This window comes from Alcaligenes sp. HNGD-HTN06, from assembly GCF_049932565.1.
Classification (GTDB): Bacteria; Pseudomonadota; Gammaproteobacteria; order Burkholderiales; family Burkholderiaceae_B; genus Alcaligenes; species Alcaligenes ammonioxydans.
The window spans coordinates 2,208,344-2,223,526 of the sequence record NZ_CP187782.1 but is presented as its reverse complement, the minus strand read 5'-3'; the positions used below and the strand labels follow the sequence as shown (position 1 = coordinate 2,223,526).

Below are 15,183 nucleotides of genomic sequence, written 5' to 3'. Positions count from 1 at the left end.
GCCTCAGCGACTGAGCCGGCCCATTGCGTAGGCGTGGGCCAGCAATTCCGCGGCGACGGCCACGGCAATAATCGACGGGGCCTTGCCGTTGATGCCGGGCATGCCGATGGGGCAGACCAGGTCCTGAATCCGGGATTCGGGCATGCCGCGTTGTTGCAGACGGCGCTCGAACTGACGGCGTTTGGTCATGGAGCCGATCAAGCCCACATAGGCGGTATCGGGGCGGCGCAAGATCTTTTGGCACAGCGCCAGATCCAGGCCGTGATTATGCGTCATCACCAGAAAATAGCTATTGGCAGGAGCCTGTTCGATCAGGGCATCGGGGATATCCGTCACTTCCAGGCTGACGTTGTCGGGAACCTGGGCGGGAAAGAGTTCGGGGCGTTCGTCAATCCACAGAACCCGGCAGGGCAGGGTGCCCAGGATCTGCACCAGCGCCTCGCCAACATGCCCTGCTCCAAACAGCAAAATGGTCAGAGGAGCGGGGGGCAGGTCTTCCAGCCAGACGCCTTGCGAGCCGTCGTAATCCAGTCGGGACTCGTCGACGAGAGACGGGCACTGGATATCCACCAGCTTGCTGCCATCTGGCCGTAACCGAGAGCGGCGACTGACGGCCTGCCCGGCGCGTAGGGTTCCGTCCAGCGCCTCCAGCCAGTCCAGATCTGCCGTGTCCAAGGTTTCGTACAACAAGGTAACGACACCGCCACAGCATTGGCCCAGACTGGGGCCCAGCGGCAGGCGACTCATGCTCCAGGTCGGTCCGCCCGGCTGGCCGAGCAAGACACGAGCCTGCTCGGCGGCCACCCATTCCAGATGCCCGCCACCAATGGTCAGCCATTGTTCCGTCTGGCTGAACAGCATGACGGTCCCTGTCGTGCGCGGCGTGGAGCCTTTGGCCAGCGCCACCGAACACAGCACCAGCCGCTCGCCCGCTTTTAGACGGGCGAGGGCAAGAGAGGGCCAGTTACTCATTTCGCAGCGCGAATCGCCGTAACTGCCCGCAACACGGCTTCCGCCGTTGCGGGTGCGTTCAGCTCAGGTTCGATTTGGTTATTGCCCACGCTGGCCACGGCGTCGCGAATGGCATTGAAGACACAAAATGGCAGCAGCAAAGGCGGTTCACCCACGGCTTTGGAGCGATGAATCGAGTCCATGGCATTGCAACCGTCGAACAGCTTGACGCGAAAGTCGGTGGGACAGTCGCTGATGGCCGGGATTTTGTACGTCGACGGGGCATGCGTGGTGAGCTTGCCTTGGGCATTCCATACCAGCTCTTCAGTCGTCAGCCAGCCCATGCCTTGGATAAAAGCACCTTCAACCTGCCCGATATCCAGGGCGGGGTTGATGGATCGGCCCACATCGTGCAGAACATCGGCCCGCAAAAGGCGAGACTCCCCCGTCAGTGTGTCGATCAGCACTTCCGCGACCGCCGCTCCGTAGGAGAAATAGTAGAATGGGTTGCCCTTCATGACCTTGGAGTTCCAGTGCAGGCCAGGGGTGGCGTAAAAGCCGTCGGACCACAGCTGGACACGGGCTTGGTAGGCGTGCTCAACCAGTTGGAAGAAGGGCATGGTCTGCTCACCGATCTGGACTTGACCACGCTCGAACTTCACGCTGGATTCTTCTACCGAGAACAATTGGGCAGCCACTGTCGTCAGACGCTGGCGAATCTGATGGGCGGCATCTTGGGCGGCTTTACCGTTCAGGTCTGTACCCGTGGATGCGGCCGTGGCCGAGGTATTGGCCACCTTGGTCGTATCGGTTGCCGTAACGCGGATATGCTCCAGATTCAGGCCCAGCTCATGGGCGACCACCTGAGCCACCTTGGTGTTTAGCCCCTGCCCCATTTCTGTGCCACCGTGGTTAACCAGTACGGTGCCGTCGCGATAGACGTGAACGAGCGCACCCGCTTGGTTAAAGGCAGGCACATTAAAGGAAATGCCGAATTTCACTGGCGTCAATGCCAGACCCTTTTTCAGGATCGGGCTGCTGGCATTGAATGCACGGACTTGTTTACGACGCTCACGGTACTGACTGCTTGCTTCCAGCTCGGCCACCAGCTCGTGAATCACATTGTCGACCACGGTCTGATCGTAGGGCGTGACATTGCGCTCTTTCTTGCCGTAAAAGTTGATGCGGCGCACATCCAGTGGATCTTTGCCCAGACGGCGGGCGATCGCGTCCAGCGCCACTTCCATTACCAAGGCACCCTGCGGGCCGCCAAAACCGCGAAAAGCGGTATTTGACTGCGTATTGGTGCGGCCGCACAGTGCGCTCATCTCGACATCGGACAAGTAATAGGCGTTGTCAAAGTGACAAATTGCGCGGGTGGCTACCGGGCCGGACAGGTCGGCGGAAAAGCCTGAGTTGGCGGTCATGTCCAGGCGTGCACCCAGCAGGCGACCGTCCTCATCGTAACCAATGTCGTACTCGTAATAGAATCCGTGACGCTTGCCGGTAATCATGAAGTCGTCGTCGCGGTCCAGGCGCAGCTTGATGGGACGTTGCAGTTTGACGGCGGCCACACTGGCCACGCAGGCGTATAGCGCAGACTGGGACTCCTTGCCACCGAAACCGCCGCCCATGCGTCGACACTCCACATGGACCTTGTGAGCGCCAATACCCAGACAGTGGGCAACCAGTTGCTGCATTTCCGATGGGTGCTGGGTGGAGCACCAGATATGCACGGCACCGTATTCCTTGGGTATGGCGTAGGAAATCTGGCCTTCCAGATAAAACTGTTCCTGCCCATTGCATTGAAAGCTGCCCTGCAGGCGATGGGGTGCAGCTTCCAGAGCCTTTTTGGCATCGCCTTGCTTCAGGTTCATGACGGGAAGCACGCCGGCCTGAGCCGCTTTGGCTTCCTGAGGTGTCAGAATGGCTGGCAGATCCTCATAGGTGATCTGGCCCAGACGGGCTGCACGACGTGCCTGATCATGAGACTTGGCAATAACGGCGAAAACCGGCTGCCCGAAGTAATGCACCACGCCATCAGCCAAAATGGGATCGTCATGCAGAATCGGGCCACAATTATTGGCGGCCGGGATGTCGGCAACCGTCAGAACCGCAATGACTCCCGGCGCGCGGCGCACGGCGTCCAGGTCCACGCTCAGCAAACGGGCATGGGCCCGTTCGGACAGCCCCAGAGCAATATGCGCGGTACCTTGCAGCTCGGGCAGATCGTCCGTGTAGTCCGCGGTGCCGCTGACATGCAGCTCGGCCGATTCGTGCAGGAAGGACACGCCCACCCGCTGGGCGCTTGCAGTATTCAGGTGGTCGATAGAGTCAATTTTCATCACAAAGTCTCCAGGCTGGCTTGAGCTCGGTGAAAGACGTTTAGCTGGGCGGGACTCAAAGCGTGTTCAGGGTGGGTTTCCAGAAAGAAGCGGTACAGCAAATTGGCGGCACTCTGCTGGCGATACTCGCTGCTGGCACGCATGTCGCTCAGGGCCTGATAGTCTTGTTGCAGCGCCTGCATGGCCGCTTGTACGTTTTGCTCGCTCCACGCCTGGCCTTGCAATACTTGCTCGGCCTGACTGGCCCGCTTGGGTGTCGCGGCCATGCCGCCAAAGGCAATACGGGCCTGTTTGACGGTCTTGCCGTCCAGCTCTATCGCAAAGGCAGCGCAGACAGCGGAAATGTCCTGGTCAAAACGCTTGGACAGCTTGTAGGTGCGAAATTGCCACTGGGCCTTGTGACGGGGGACCAGCAGGCCTTGCACGAATTCGCCCGGTTCCATGGCGGTCTTCTGGTAGGCCAGATACAGGTCCTCCAAAGGCATGACGCGTTCGACGGCGCCTTTGCGCAGCACGACGCGAGCACGCAGCGCAATCAAGGCTGGCATGGAGTCGCCAATGGGCGAACCGTTGGCCACATTGCCTCCCAGCGTGCCGGCGTTGCGAATCGGAAAGGAGGCAAAGCGTTGGCGCAGCTCTGTCAACTCAGGGTGGTCCTCGATCAGGGCGTCAAACGCGTCGTTCAGCAGCACGCCCGCACCAATGTAAAGATCGTCCTCGATGGGTTTCAGTTCACGCAGCTCGGCCACCTGGCCGATGTAGATCAGATGTGGCAAGTCGCGGAATTGCTTGGTCACCCACAGGCCAATATCAGTACTGCCGGCCAGAATACGGGCGTGAGGATACTGCTCGCGCAACTGGGCCAGTTGATCCAGTGTGCGGGGGGCGTGGAAGGTCTGGCCTTGGTACTCGTAGGCCAGCATGTCCTTGTGGCGGATGGTACGCAGGGTGTCTTCAAGGGCTGCGCGGTCCAGACTGACAGCGGGGTAACTGTGCATGGCCTTGGCGGCATCAATAATGGGACGGTAGCCCGTGCAGCGGCACAGATTGCCCGAAAGCACATCGTCGATTTGCGCCCGGGAGACGGGACCATCCTCAGGCGAGTGGCCCATGTACAGGCCCCACAGCGACATGATGAAACCGGGCGTGCAAAAGCCGCATTGGGCGCCATGCCAGTCCACCATGGCCTGTTGTACGGGGTGCAGCGTGCCGTCTTGCTGGCGCAGATCCTCAACGGTATAGAGCACTTTGCCGTCCAGGGTCGGCAGCAACTGGATACAGGCGTTGACAGCACGCAATTGCAATTGATTGTTCTGGTCCAGTTCGCCAATCATGACCGTGCAAGCGCCGCAGTCACCCTCGGCACAGCCTTCTTTGGTGCCGGTGCAGTGCTGATCCTCACGGATGTACTGTAAAACGGTTCGCGTGGTGGGGGCGTGAGCCACTTCCTGTACCTGGCCGCGATAAATAAAACGAATTGGTCTTGTCTCCATGATCTCACTCGACTGGTTTTTTACGGATCGAAGATAGCATTTGCTTAGGACGCGAACATTTGCCTGGAATGATGTTCACTATATAGGCGTATGAGTGTCTATACGGATCAACGGCGCGGGCCAGCGCTTGTATTATTTTGATCATGCCAAAATTACGAGAACAACTAGACCTGCATTTGCTGCGGGTATTGCAGTCGCTGCTCAAAGAGCACAGCGTCTCGCGTACGGCCATCCGCTTGGGCATGTCCCAGCCGGCCGTCAGCAATGCCTTGCGGCGCTTGCGTGAAATCACGGGCGACCCGATTTTATTGCGCGGTAAAAAGGGGATGGTGCCTACCGAGCGCGGCCCCTTTTTGCTGGCACATGCCACGGAAGCCCTCCAAGCAATCGAGCGAATTTCTGCCGCCGCAGAGCCTATGGATCCCAGCCAGTCTACCCGGGTTTTCAATCTGGGGGCGCCAGACTATCTGGACGGGGCTTTTATCCCGGATATCGCGGAGCGGGTACGTCGCCAGGCTCCACAGGCCCGTCTGGTGGTCCATACCATCAACCCGGATCTGGATTACGTGCAGGCCCTGGAGGAGGGCGAGCTGGATGTGGTGATCGGCAATTGGCTGGAGCCCCCGGAAAAGCTGCATCTGGCGCGTCTGTTTGATGATGAGGTGGTCTGCATGCTGGGCCGCCATCATCCACTGGCCCAGCGTGGCCTTTCCTTGCAGCATTATCTGGAAATGCCGCACCTGGCTCCCTCGGCCCATGTCACGGACAAGCGTGGCTTTATTGACGGCTGTCTGGCCGAGCAGGGGATCAGTCGGCAGGTACAGATGGTGGTACCGTATTTCGGCTTGGTGCCCGGTATTTTGAGTCGTACCGATATGGTGTTTACCACCAATCGTCAATTTGCCGAGTACTATGCTCGTATTTTGCCGATTACGGTCTTGCCCTGTCCGATCCATTTTCCGCTGATGCGTTTCTATCAGCTGTGGCATCCGCGCACCCACAATGCGGCCGAGCTGCTGTGGTTTCGGCGTTGCATTGCCCAGGCTGCCGGTCGGCTGGACGGCTTATCCGAGGGAACAGCATGAGCTTGAACATAGATTTGAATTGCGACATGGGCGAGAGCTTTGGGGCGTGGGTCATGGGCCAGGATGAGCAGGTCATTCCCTGGGTCAGTTCCATCAATATCGCCTGCGGCTTTCATGCTGGGGACCCGGGCACCATGCGCAAGACGGTCGCCCTGGCCCTGAAGCACGGTGTCAAGCTGGGCGCCCATCCCGGTTTACCAGATCTGGCGGGTTTTGGCCGCCGGGTGATGGCAGTGACGGCTGAGCAGGTCTATGACCTGGTCGTGGTGCAGGTGGGAGCGCTGGCCGCGGTGGCCCGCACCCAGGGAGCCCACTTACATCATGTCAAGGCGCATGGCGCGCTTTACAATATGGCCGCCAAGGACGTTCAACTGGCCCGCGCCATCGCTCAGGCGGTGGCCGATATTGATCGTAGCCTGATCCTGTACGCCCTGGCGGGCAGTGTCCAGGTGCAGGCCGGGCGCGATGCCGGCCTGCAGGTGGCACAGGAAGTGTTCGCCGATCGCAGCTATCAGGATGATGGCAGCCTGACTCCGCGGCAACAGCCTGGCGCTATGATTACCGATGCGGAGCAGTCGGTACGTCAAGTGATGCAGATGATCGAGCAAGGGACAGTGACCAGCCTGTCCGGCAAGACCGTGTCATTGTCAGCGGACACCTTGTGTTTGCATGGCGATCAGGCAGGAGCTGCCGAGTTTGCTCAGCGTTTGCATCAAGCCTTTGCGCAAAGCGGCATCCGCGTACAGGCAGTCTGATTACGCTTTGTGTTCGGGCAGGTTGCGACGAGCTGTGTCGGTACTGGCCAGCTCTTCCAGCTCTTTTTCGCTCATGGTGTTGTACATCTCCAAAGACGCTCCTTTCAAGCTGGACACAGGCGTCTCCCCGCGCTTAGCGGACAAGGCTGCTCCAGCGGCTTTTTGTTGAGCTTGAGATAAAGCAGGCATAACGCACCTCCATAAAAAAGAGTCACGTCTGTAGTGTGCCAAATGGCAAAGACGGCAAGGCAAGCAAATGTGAGGCTTGTTTGCCGTCTTGAACAGAGGCTGAGGGAAAAGCCCACTCAGGACACTTTTCGTTTCTGAATCAGATAGATAGCCATGCCGAAAATCAGACCCCAAAAGGCGCTGCCGATATTGAGCAGGCTCATGCCCGAGGCGGTGGACAAAAAGGTGACCAGGGCCGCATCACGGGTATCCGGGGCTTCCAGCGCCATGTGAATGCTATTGCCTATGGTGCCCAGCAAAGCCAGCCCGGCAATGGCCGCGATCAGTTCCGTGGGGAAAGCGGCAAACAGGCTGACCACGGTGGCGCCGAAAATACCGGCGGCAATATAAAAAATACCGGCCCAGACACTGGCGCGGTAGCGCTGGCCTGGGTCGGCATCGACTTCCGGCGTCATGCACAGGGCCGCACTGATGGCGGCCAGATTGTAGGCGTAGCCGCCAAAGGGGCCGAAGATCAGCCCCACAATCCCCGTCCAGCTGATGACGGTGGAGTTGGGGGCATCATAGTTATGGGCCTTCAAGACGGCCACGCCCGGAATGTTTTGCGAGCTCATGGTTACGATGAAAAACGGTATGCCCACCCCGATCAGGGCCGTCCAGGAAAACTCCGGCCAGACCAGTACGGGCGTAGCGGGCGTCCAGCTCAAAATCTCCATTTTCAACAGGCCCTGCAGCGCGGCGATGGTGACACCGGCCACCAGAGCCAGAGGGACCGCATAGCGTGCTGACCACAGGCGCACCGTCAAAAATACAATGAACATGCCCAGACACAGTAGCCATTGGGTCTGCATGGCGCCAAACAAATCCAGACCAAAGCGCAGCAGGATTCCGCCCAGCATGGCGCCGGCAATGCTGCGTGGCATGTAGTGCATCAACTTTTGAAAGCTGCCGCTAAGGCCGCAAATGGCGGTTAGCAAGGAGGAAAACAGAAAAATTCCCACGGCCTGGGACATGGGCAGCCCCACCAGTCCGGTGGCCAATAAGGCCGCGCCGGGCGTGGACCAGGCCGTCAGAATGGGAATTTTGTAGCGCAAAGACAGGCCTGCCGACAGCAGGCCCAAACCAATACCCAAGGACCACATCCAGGAGCCCAGTTCGGCTGTACTGGCCCCGGCCGCCTGTGCCGCCTGAAAAACAATGGCCGCGGAACTGGTGTAGCCCACCAGCACGGCGATCAGTCCCGCCGACAGGTGAGAGATCTGAAACCAACTTAATAAGCGATGCAGATATCCGGTGCGGGACAGAGGTGTGGAGGTCATGGATGTGTGTTGAGGGTAAGGGGGCTTAAGAGGATGGGCTCTGGCCTACGTAACGGCTGGGGGTCTCGCCCACAATGGATTTGAAAACACTGATAAAGGCACTGATCGAGGTGTAACCCAACTCCCTGGCAGTGCTTTTGACAGACATGCCTGAACCCAGTTTTTGCAAGGCCAGCATGATCATGAATTGTTGACGCCAGCGCCCAAAGCTCATCCCTGTGTGTTTTAGCATATGTCGGGCCAGGGTGCGCTCGCTCATAGCCAGTTCTTGAGCCCAGTCGGCCATGGTGGGGCGTGAATCAGGCTGCTTGAGCATGTGCTGGGCAATTGTTTGCAACACCCTGTCTTCCGGCACGGGAACGTGCAGTTGGCGGGTGGGCATCTGGTTCAAGGTCTCCAGCAGCACCAGAGCCAGTCTATGGGTTTGGCTGCCCAGCTCGTAGTCAGCCTTGAGCTCGCTCAGGTGAATAATCAGTTCCCGCACCAGGGGACTTAACTGCAGGGTGCAGCAGTGCTCGGGCAGTTGATCCAGGCCGGGCTCAATATACAGAAAATGGATCAGGGCCTGATCGTCAACATGAGCGCGGTGCCGGATGCCCACCGGCACCCAGACCGCGCACAGGGGCGGCACCATCCAGTAGCCCTGGTCGGTCTGCAGGGTCACCGAGCCATATTGCGTCATGATCAGTTGGCCATTGGGATGGGTATGCAGGGGATTTTCGGTTGTGCTGCCCATCGCCATCTTGATGCTGAAAACAGGCCCTCCCTGCGGGTCAGCGCTAAAACTCATGGTTTGTCTGTTTAGAGGTATAAATTGTCATAATATCCTGTTTGCGTCGAAGCGGTAAAACGATAGACTAGGGTTTTTACCTACTGGTCGTTTTTCATGTCCCATTCTCGCTTTTCCTGGTTTGCCCACCCCATGCTGGTATTAGTGGGGGTGTTGCTGATTGCGGGCAATCTGCGGGCTCCGATTACGGGTATAGCGCCCTTGCTGGACCTGATTCAGACAGATTTGTCTTTGTCGTCCACGCAGGCCGGCCTGCTCACTGCCATGCCTTTGTTCATCTTTGCTGTGATTTCATTGCTGGCAGCGGGCATGGCTCGGGTGGTGGGCCTGTCTCGTTCTTTGTTTATCGCTTCGGTGCTGATCGCCGCCGGTGTGGTGTTGCGCATTCTGGGTGGGGTAGGCGAGCTGTTTGCGGGTATTGGTCTGCTGGCGGTCGGCATTGCGTTGGGCAATGTGCTGTTGCCGTCGCTGGTCAAACGCCATTTCCCCATGCGCATCAGCCTTGTCACGTCTTTGTATGTCTTGTTCATGGGCTTGGTAGCGGCGTTCAATTCCGCTCTGGCGGTGCCCATGGCCGAGTGGACGGGCCAAAGCTGGCGTTGGTCGTCCCTGATTGTGGTGGGAATCATGGCCTTGGCCAGCGTGGCAGTGTGGGCAACGCAACTGGGTGCAGACCGACGTGCCGCACAAGATGCCCCCGCGCCGTCGGCGTCCGGCGCTCCGGTATGGCGCTTGCCGCTAGCCTGGTATATCACGCTGTATATGGGCTTGAATTCCTTGGCCTACTACATGGTGGCCAGCTGGTTGCCCGTGATGTTGGTGAGTTATGGTTTTGAACCCGATCATGCCGGCCAGATCCATGGTTTGATGCAACTGGCCTCCGCCGTGCCGGCTTTGCTCTTGATGCCGCTACTCAGTCGTTTGCATGATCAACGTGTGGTGGCTTTGGCAGGTGCCGTGCTTCAGACGCTGACCTTTGTGGGATTTCTTGTCCTGCCGTCCTGGTCATCGCTGTGGGCAGTCTTGTTTGGCTTTGGTAGCGGTAGTGTCTTCTTGATTGCCTTGTCCTTGATCGGGGTGCGTTCCACCTCTACCTCGCAGGCCGCCTCCTTGTCGGGCATGGCGCAGTGCATGGGCTATTTGCTGGCCGCCTTTGGACCTCCTGCCATGGGGGGCTTGCATGACATGTTTAACGGCTGGGGTTGGGCTTTGGGTTTGTGCATTCTGGTCAGCTTCGGTATGGCCTATGCGGGTTGGCTGGCTGCTCGTCCAGCAGTGCCCCGCACGTTCTGATGCTGTCAGGGGCGTCACGCAGCTCAGTGTTAGGGAGAGATGAAAAAGCAGCCCCTTGGCAGATGCGTGCGGTCCAGGGGGCCATCTACTCAGTCCTTGATGCGCAGCGAAAGGGTATGCAAGGCCAAACCACCTAGCGCCAGCAGTGCGCCTACCCAGGCGGTGGAGGTCCAGCCCCAGCCAGCTGCAATGGTCAGACCGCCCAACCAGGCTCCCAGTGCGTTGGCGAGATTGAAAGCAGAGTGGTTCAGGGCCGCTGCCAAGGTCTGGGCGTCCCCGGCTACATCCATCAGGCGAATTTGCAAGGCAGGCCCCAAGGCGACCATCGTGCCGATCAGCAGGATGTTCAGTGAGCCCAGAACAGGGTGATGGGCGGTCATCATAAATAAAAGCAGGACGCCGCTGGCCCAGACCAACACCAGTTGGATACTACGATCCAGATGGCGATCGGCATAGCGGGCACCCAGCAGATTCCCCAGCACCATGCCCAGACCGAACAGGGCCAGCACCATGGGGATGGCACTCAGAGACAAGCCGGCCAAGTCCATTAATGTGGATTTGACGTAACTGAACACCGAGAACATACCGCCAAAACCAACGGCCCCTATGCCCAGTGTCAACCAGACCTGCTTGCGTTTTAAGGCACCCAGTTCCCGTAAAGGACTGGCCAGGGTATTGGCAGGGACAAACGGGACAAAACGCAGGATCAGCGCCATGGTCAGCACGGCAATCACGCTGACGAAAATGAATGCTGCCTGCCAGCTCAGCCATTGACCCAGCGCCGTAGCGATGGGTACGCCCAGCAAGGTGGCCACCGTCAGGCCCAACATTACGTAGGCGACAGCCTGGGCCCGGCGATGGGGGGCGACCAGGCGGGCAGCGACCAGGGCGGCGACACCAAAGTAGGTGCCATGGGGGAAGCCGGCCAGGAAGCGGGTGACCCATACCGTGCCATAAGAGGGGGCAATTGCCGTCAGGAAGTTGCCCACTGCGTAAGCGGCCATCAAGGCAATCAACAGGCGGCGCCAGGGCCAGCGCGCGCCCAGTACGGCCAGTACCGGAGCGCCGATCACCACGCCCAGGGCATAAGCACTGATTAAATGGCCGGCGGTCGGGATGTTGATGCCCAGATCCCGGGCCACATCAGGCAAGAGCCCCATGATGACGAATTCGCCAGTCCCGATGGAAAAGCCACCGACGGCTAAAGCCAGGATGGCCCGTAAAACGTGTTGTGCGGATAAGGAAGGATGTGAGGAGGACAAGATAAGGCCTGAAAAACAAGAGGGAGGGAGGGTAGGTCCCTGACCGGGTATTGTCGCGTACTCCCGGGTACGGACTCAAGATTTTCCGCGGCTCAATAGCTGTCTACCAAGGTCGGAAGTAGATACGTTTTTCTAATTTTTAATTATCTCTACGTCCTAGCACAAATTAATTTAAGGATCTATAGCGTCTGCCTTAAACAACGTATGCTGATTTTTTTATTTTTTTTATATAGAATCACGGTATTGGGTTTTTTGTATCCAATCATTTTCCTGTGGTAGCTTTCCCCTGATTTTGCAAGAAATCGGGGGTTTTTTTTATGCTATTTATTTTCAATTTCAATCATTAGTTCATTGATTATTCAAGCGCAAAGCGGCCTGCAACAGCGTTCTCACGTTTTGGCCCTAGAAAGGGGCGCTGCCCCAGTATGAATGACAGAGTCTGCGGATGCTTACGCCAGACTCTTTTTTTTTCGTTCTTTTTATGTTGCTCAGTAGAAAATAAAAAACAATATGTCCGGTCATATTAAAAGCTGGTAAAAGGAGTAAAGGATTTAACGAATTAAAGCGTGTCGCTGGCTGAGTTGATTCTCTGTTTAAGCTGGTCAGCCTGTTTTTCGGTATAAGGTCGAATTTTTTCTTTGTTATTTCTTTTATCTTATTTAAGGCATGAATAAATTTTATATCTCATTGAGATGTGTTTTTTAACCATGCTGCATGAGAGAGCAATTAATTCGCTGGCACGCATGCTCGCTTTTGTTTGAAAGGTGGGCATGGCCCCCCTGCGCTGGGAGGCCTATGAGCACGTCAAGGCGCTCATGGGGAGGCTTGTCTGCTGTGGAGGTTCGCGCAGCATGGCGCTCTCCTTGTGGACCTGGGGCCAGCCATCGGTAAAAAGCGCGGCTGGAGCGGGGTAGCGGATAGGGTGATGGGCGTTCGGGCCCCGGTCCGGCCTGCTCAGAGGCGACGGCTGCGTTAGAATCGATCAGGCCGCACAGCCAAGGAGGTGATCATGAAAGTTGCATTGGGCCAGATGGCCGTATCCAAAGATTCCCAGGAGAACCTGACTACCTGTCTGGGGCTGATCGAACAGGCATTGCGCTCTGAGGCGCAGTTGCTGGTGTTGCCGGAAGGGGTTCTGGCGAGAAATGTGGCCGACCCGGAGCTGGTGCTGAAATCGGCCCAAACACTGGACGGTGAGTTTGTCAGCCGACTGCGGGCCGCGACCCGTGATACTGACCTTACGGTGGTGTTTTGTATTCATACCCCTGCCAGTGAGGGCAAGGTCTGGAATACGCTGGTGGTCTTGCGTGATGGCCTGGTCGTGGCGCATTACAACAAGCTGCATTTGTATGATGCGTTTTCGGTGCAAGAGTCGCGCTATGTGCAGCCGGGTACCGAGATCCCCGCTTTGATCGAGGTGGCCGGTTTCAAGGTGGGTTTGATGACTTGTTATGATCTGCGCTTTCCCGAGCTGGCCCGACGCTTGTGCATCGAGGGGGCGCAGGTGTTGCTGGCACCTTCGGCGTGGCTCAAAGGGCCCTTGAAAGAGCATCACTGGCGAGTGCTGACGACAGCTCGTGCTTTGGAAAATACAGCCTATATGGTGGCTGTCGGTGAATGTGGTGAACGCAATATTGGTCAAAGTCTGGTGGTAGACCCATTGGGTGTGATCGTGGCGCAGGCGGCGGAGACGCCAACCTTGTTGCTGGTGGATCTTGATCGGGAGCGTCTGGCTTACGCCCGCCGTATTTTGCCTGTTCTGGAAAACCGTCGCTTTGCACCGCCTGAACTGGCTTGACGAGCGGGGCCTTAGCCCGCCTTGCGAAAAGTCAGATTGACCCGGCCTGAGCCCCACAGGGGATGGGCCGGGCCTTCCAGCCTGCGTATGCCATGAAAATTCAATCTGGAAGGCCCCCACCAGATCAGCACATCACCGTCACGCAGCCGCAGGGTACGCACCGGGGCGCTGCGTGTTGCGCCACCCCATAAGAACAAGGCCTCACGCCCCAAGGACACCGAGACAATCGGGTGCTGCAAGTCGCGCTCGTTTCTGTCCTGATGCAAGGACATATGCGCGTGCTCGTCGTAGTAGTTGATCAGGCAGGTATCTGGCTGCAAAGGGCCCTGGCCTGACTCCTGGGCAATGTGCGTCAGCAAGTCCTTGAAGACCGGAGGCATGGCGGGCCAGCCCAAACCGCTTTGCGGGTCGGTGGGACTGTAGCGATAGCCGTGCTCGTCCGATATCCATCCCAAGTTTCCACAGCTACTTTGTGCGGCTGACATGCGATGTCCTGATGGAACCTGCATATGTCGCCAGGGGGCACTGTGCAGCAGTTCTTGAACCGCCCGCGCCAAAGCGGCGGCATAGGGCAGGGCCAGACCCGGCAGGGCGATCAGGCCGGTATCCAGAGTCAGGACGTTGCCGGGATCGGGATCAAAGAGTGAGAGCGTGGGCATGCGGGAGTAAGCGAACCAATCAGGGACCAGAGTATAGTAATCGGGATTGCATTTTTGCGACTTCCCAATAGAGGTGTCTATGGTCGAGCTGCTGATTCCACAACGCCAGCACAGTATTGGTGCATTTGAGGTGGGGCGCGTTTTGCCCTTTCGCCAACGGCGTATGGTGGGGCCCTTTATCTTCTTTGATCGCATGGGGCCGCAGGCGTTGACGGCACCGGTAGGGACGGAGAATGATGTGCTCCCACACCCGCATATCGGCCTGTCTACCGTGACCTATTTGTTTGAAGGGGCCATGACGCACCGCGACAGTCTGGGCGTGGAGCAGGACATTACACCGGGTGCGCTCAATTGGATGACCGCGGGTTCAGGCATCAGCCATTCCGAGCGCTTTGAACCCATGCGCGCGCAAGGGGGTCGCATGGATGGTATCCAGGCCTGGGTGGCCTTGCCGGAACACAAGGAAGAACAGAATCCGGACTTTGTGCATTATGAGGCCGAGCAGCTACCTCTGATTAAGGATACGGGCCTGGAAGGTCGCCTGATTGCCGGCTCGGCGTTGGGTTTGTGCAGTCCCGCCAGTGTGGCCTCGCCTTTGTTCTACATGGAGTTGCGCGTGCAGGCCGGGCAGTCTGTCCCTTTGCCAACCGGCCACGACGAGCGCGCCATTTATATCTGTGCGGGTGGGTTGGAAATAGGTAGTCAGCGTTATCCAGCTGGCCAGATGCTGGTCTTTGCCAAAGGTGACAGCCCCCGTATCCTTGCCGAGCAGAGCAGCCACTTGATGCTGCTGGGCGGCGAGCCTTTGGGACCACGCCATATCTGGTGGAACTTCGTGTCCTCGCGCAAAGACCGCATCGAGCAGGCCAAGGACGACTGGCTCAATGGCCGCATCTGCCTGCCGCCACTGGACGATGAGCAGTTCATCCCTTTGCCTGCGGTGTAGGCTCAGGTTGACTGTGACGGTGCAGGCCTTGCACCTGGAAAATGGCGTGCAGCTAAAACAGTCGCTGTGGGGGCGCCAAATCGTACACACAAAAAAAAGCCCTGGAAAGAATCCAGGGCTTTGAAGGCTTGCTCATCAGGCTGGTGGATTTGCCTGTATCTGCTCCATGAGCAGACTGGTTTTTTGATTGACGAACAAGCCTGGCAAACGGAATAGTACCGCTTGCGCAGAATGTTTAGGAAGGCAATTGTACGGATTGCCAACAAATGAAACAAAAAAGACCAGTTCGATAGCAGGG

General features: G+C 58.0%; 13 protein-coding genes. 5 read left to right on the top strand and 8 right to left on the bottom strand.

The annotated features are described in order from the left end of the window. Positions 1-3: 3 nt before the first annotated feature. The 3 genes from xdhC to xdhA are packed head-to-tail and all read right to left on the bottom strand — an operon-like array spanning position 4 to position 4,789. Positions 4-972: a xanthine dehydrogenase accessory protein XdhC gene (xdhC, locus tag ACOZ42_RS10110; RefSeq protein WP_059318853.1), complete on the bottom strand. Its 969-nt coding sequence runs from the start codon at positions 970-972 to the stop codon at positions 4-6. After that, a complete protein-coding gene (gene xdhB, locus ACOZ42_RS10105; RefSeq protein WP_426345097.1) occupies positions 969-3,296 on the bottom strand; it encodes a xanthine dehydrogenase molybdopterin binding subunit in 2,328 nt (775 codons plus the stop codon). Before xdhB ends, xdhC begins: the two co-directional genes overlap by 4 nt. Further along, positions 3,296-4,789, bottom strand: a complete 1,494-nt coding sequence (gene xdhA / locus ACOZ42_RS10100) for a xanthine dehydrogenase small subunit (protein WP_219234912.1) — start codon at positions 4,787-4,789, stop codon at positions 3,296-3,298. The genes xdhB and xdhA overlap by 1 nt, the downstream gene beginning before the upstream one ends. A gap of 143 nt (positions 4,790-4,932) precedes the next feature. Between xdhA and ACOZ42_RS10095 the strand changes: the two genes are divergently transcribed. After that, entirely contained in the window at positions 4,933-5,874 is a 942-nt protein-coding gene (locus ACOZ42_RS10095; protein ID WP_039942897.1) for a LysR family transcriptional regulator, read from the top strand. Then, the gene (locus ACOZ42_RS10090; protein WP_003799367.1) at positions 5,871-6,629 is read left to right on the top strand and encodes a LamB/YcsF family protein; all 759 of its coding nucleotides are present in this window, start codon (positions 5,871-5,873) and stop codon (positions 6,627-6,629) included. The genes ACOZ42_RS10095 and ACOZ42_RS10090 overlap by 4 nt, the downstream gene beginning before the upstream one ends. On the opposite strand, the gene ACOZ42_RS10085 is transcribed toward ACOZ42_RS10090, so the two are convergent. From ACOZ42_RS10085 to ACOZ42_RS10075, 3 genes are all read right to left on the bottom strand, one after another. Next, a complete protein-coding gene (locus ACOZ42_RS10085) occupies positions 6,630-6,818 on the bottom strand; it encodes a DUF3008 family protein (RefSeq protein ID WP_003799369.1) in 189 nt (62 codons plus the stop codon). A gap of 116 nt (positions 6,819-6,934) precedes the next feature. Further along, positions 6,935-8,137 (bottom strand): benzoate/H(+) symporter BenE family transporter, encoded by a 1,203-nt coding sequence (locus ACOZ42_RS10080; protein ID WP_426345096.1) that lies wholly within the window; start codon positions 8,135-8,137, stop codon positions 6,935-6,937. Between the two features lie 25 nt (positions 8,138-8,162). Next, complete coding sequence (locus ACOZ42_RS10075; RefSeq protein ID WP_426345095.1) at positions 8,163-8,927, bottom strand: AraC family transcriptional regulator; 765 nt, start codon at positions 8,925-8,927, stop codon at positions 8,163-8,165. A gap of 96 nt (positions 8,928-9,023) precedes the next feature. On the opposite strand from ACOZ42_RS10075, the gene ACOZ42_RS10070 reads away from it, so the two are divergent. Then, entirely contained in the window at positions 9,024-10,220 is a 1,197-nt protein-coding gene (locus ACOZ42_RS10070; protein ID WP_426345094.1) for an MFS transporter, read from the top strand. Between the two features lie 89 nt (positions 10,221-10,309). Here ACOZ42_RS10070 and ACOZ42_RS10065 read toward each other — a convergent pair whose 3' ends face one another. Further along, positions 10,310-11,482 carry an MFS transporter gene (locus tag ACOZ42_RS10065; protein ID WP_426345093.1) on the bottom strand — a complete coding sequence of 391 codons (1,173 nt, stop codon included), beginning with the start codon at positions 11,480-11,482 and terminating at the stop codon, positions 10,310-10,312. Between the two features lie 1,009 nt (positions 11,483-12,491). Between ACOZ42_RS10065 and ACOZ42_RS10060 the strand changes: the two genes are divergently transcribed. Further along, on the top strand, positions 12,492-13,280 hold the full coding sequence (locus ACOZ42_RS10060) for a deaminated glutathione amidase (RefSeq protein WP_426345092.1): 789 nt from the start codon (positions 12,492-12,494) through the stop codon (positions 13,278-13,280). A gap of 11 nt (positions 13,281-13,291) precedes the next feature. On the opposite strand, the gene ACOZ42_RS10055 is transcribed toward ACOZ42_RS10060, so the two are convergent. Next, on the bottom strand, positions 13,292-13,939 hold the full coding sequence (locus ACOZ42_RS10055; protein ID WP_003799381.1) for an alpha-ketoglutarate-dependent dioxygenase AlkB: 648 nt from the start codon (positions 13,937-13,939) through the stop codon (positions 13,292-13,294). A 79-nt stretch (positions 13,940-14,018) separates the two neighbouring features. Between ACOZ42_RS10055 and ACOZ42_RS10050 the strand changes: the two genes are divergently transcribed. Beyond that, the gene (locus tag ACOZ42_RS10050) at positions 14,019-14,885 is read left to right on the top strand and encodes a pirin family protein (protein ID WP_426345091.1); all 867 of its coding nucleotides are present in this window, start codon (positions 14,019-14,021) and stop codon (positions 14,883-14,885) included. The last annotated feature ends 298 nt before the right edge of the window (positions 14,886-15,183 follow it).

Excerpts from the sequence above, each read along its gene's own strand:
- xdhC (WP_059318853.1), bottom strand. The coding sequence starts at position 972 with ATGAGTAACTGGCCCTCTCTTGCCCTCGCCCGTCTAAAAGCGGGCGAG.
- xdhB (WP_426345097.1), bottom strand. The coding sequence starts at position 3,296 with ATGAAAATTGACTCTATCGACCACCTGAATACTGCAAGCGCCCAGCGG.
- xdhA (WP_219234912.1), bottom strand. The coding sequence starts at position 4,789 with ATGGAGACAAGACCAATTCGTTTTATTTATCGCGGCCAGGTACAGGAA.
- ACOZ42_RS10095 (WP_039942897.1), top strand. The coding sequence starts at position 4,933 with ATGCCAAAATTACGAGAACAACTAGACCTGCATTTGCTGCGGGTATTG.
- ACOZ42_RS10090 (WP_003799367.1), top strand. The coding sequence starts at position 5,871 with ATGAGCTTGAACATAGATTTGAATTGCGACATGGGCGAGAGCTTTGGG.
- ACOZ42_RS10085 (WP_003799369.1), bottom strand. The coding sequence starts at position 6,818 with ATGCCTGCTTTATCTCAAGCTCAACAAAAAGCCGCTGGAGCAGCCTTG.
- ACOZ42_RS10080 (WP_426345096.1), bottom strand. The coding sequence starts at position 8,137 with ATGACCTCCACACCTCTGTCCCGCACCGGATATCTGCATCGCTTATTA.
- ACOZ42_RS10075 (WP_426345095.1), bottom strand. The coding sequence starts at position 8,927 with ATGAGTTTTAGCGCTGACCCGCAGGGAGGGCCTGTTTTCAGCATCAAG.
- ACOZ42_RS10070 (WP_426345094.1), top strand. The coding sequence starts at position 9,024 with ATGTCCCATTCTCGCTTTTCCTGGTTTGCCCACCCCATGCTGGTATTA.
- ACOZ42_RS10060 (WP_426345092.1), top strand. The coding sequence starts at position 12,492 with ATGAAAGTTGCATTGGGCCAGATGGCCGTATCCAAAGATTCCCAGGAG.
- ACOZ42_RS10055 (WP_003799381.1), bottom strand. The coding sequence starts at position 13,939 with ATGCCCACGCTCTCACTCTTTGATCCCGATCCCGGCAACGTCCTGACT.
- ACOZ42_RS10050 (WP_426345091.1), top strand. The coding sequence starts at position 14,019 with ATGGTCGAGCTGCTGATTCCACAACGCCAGCACAGTATTGGTGCATTT.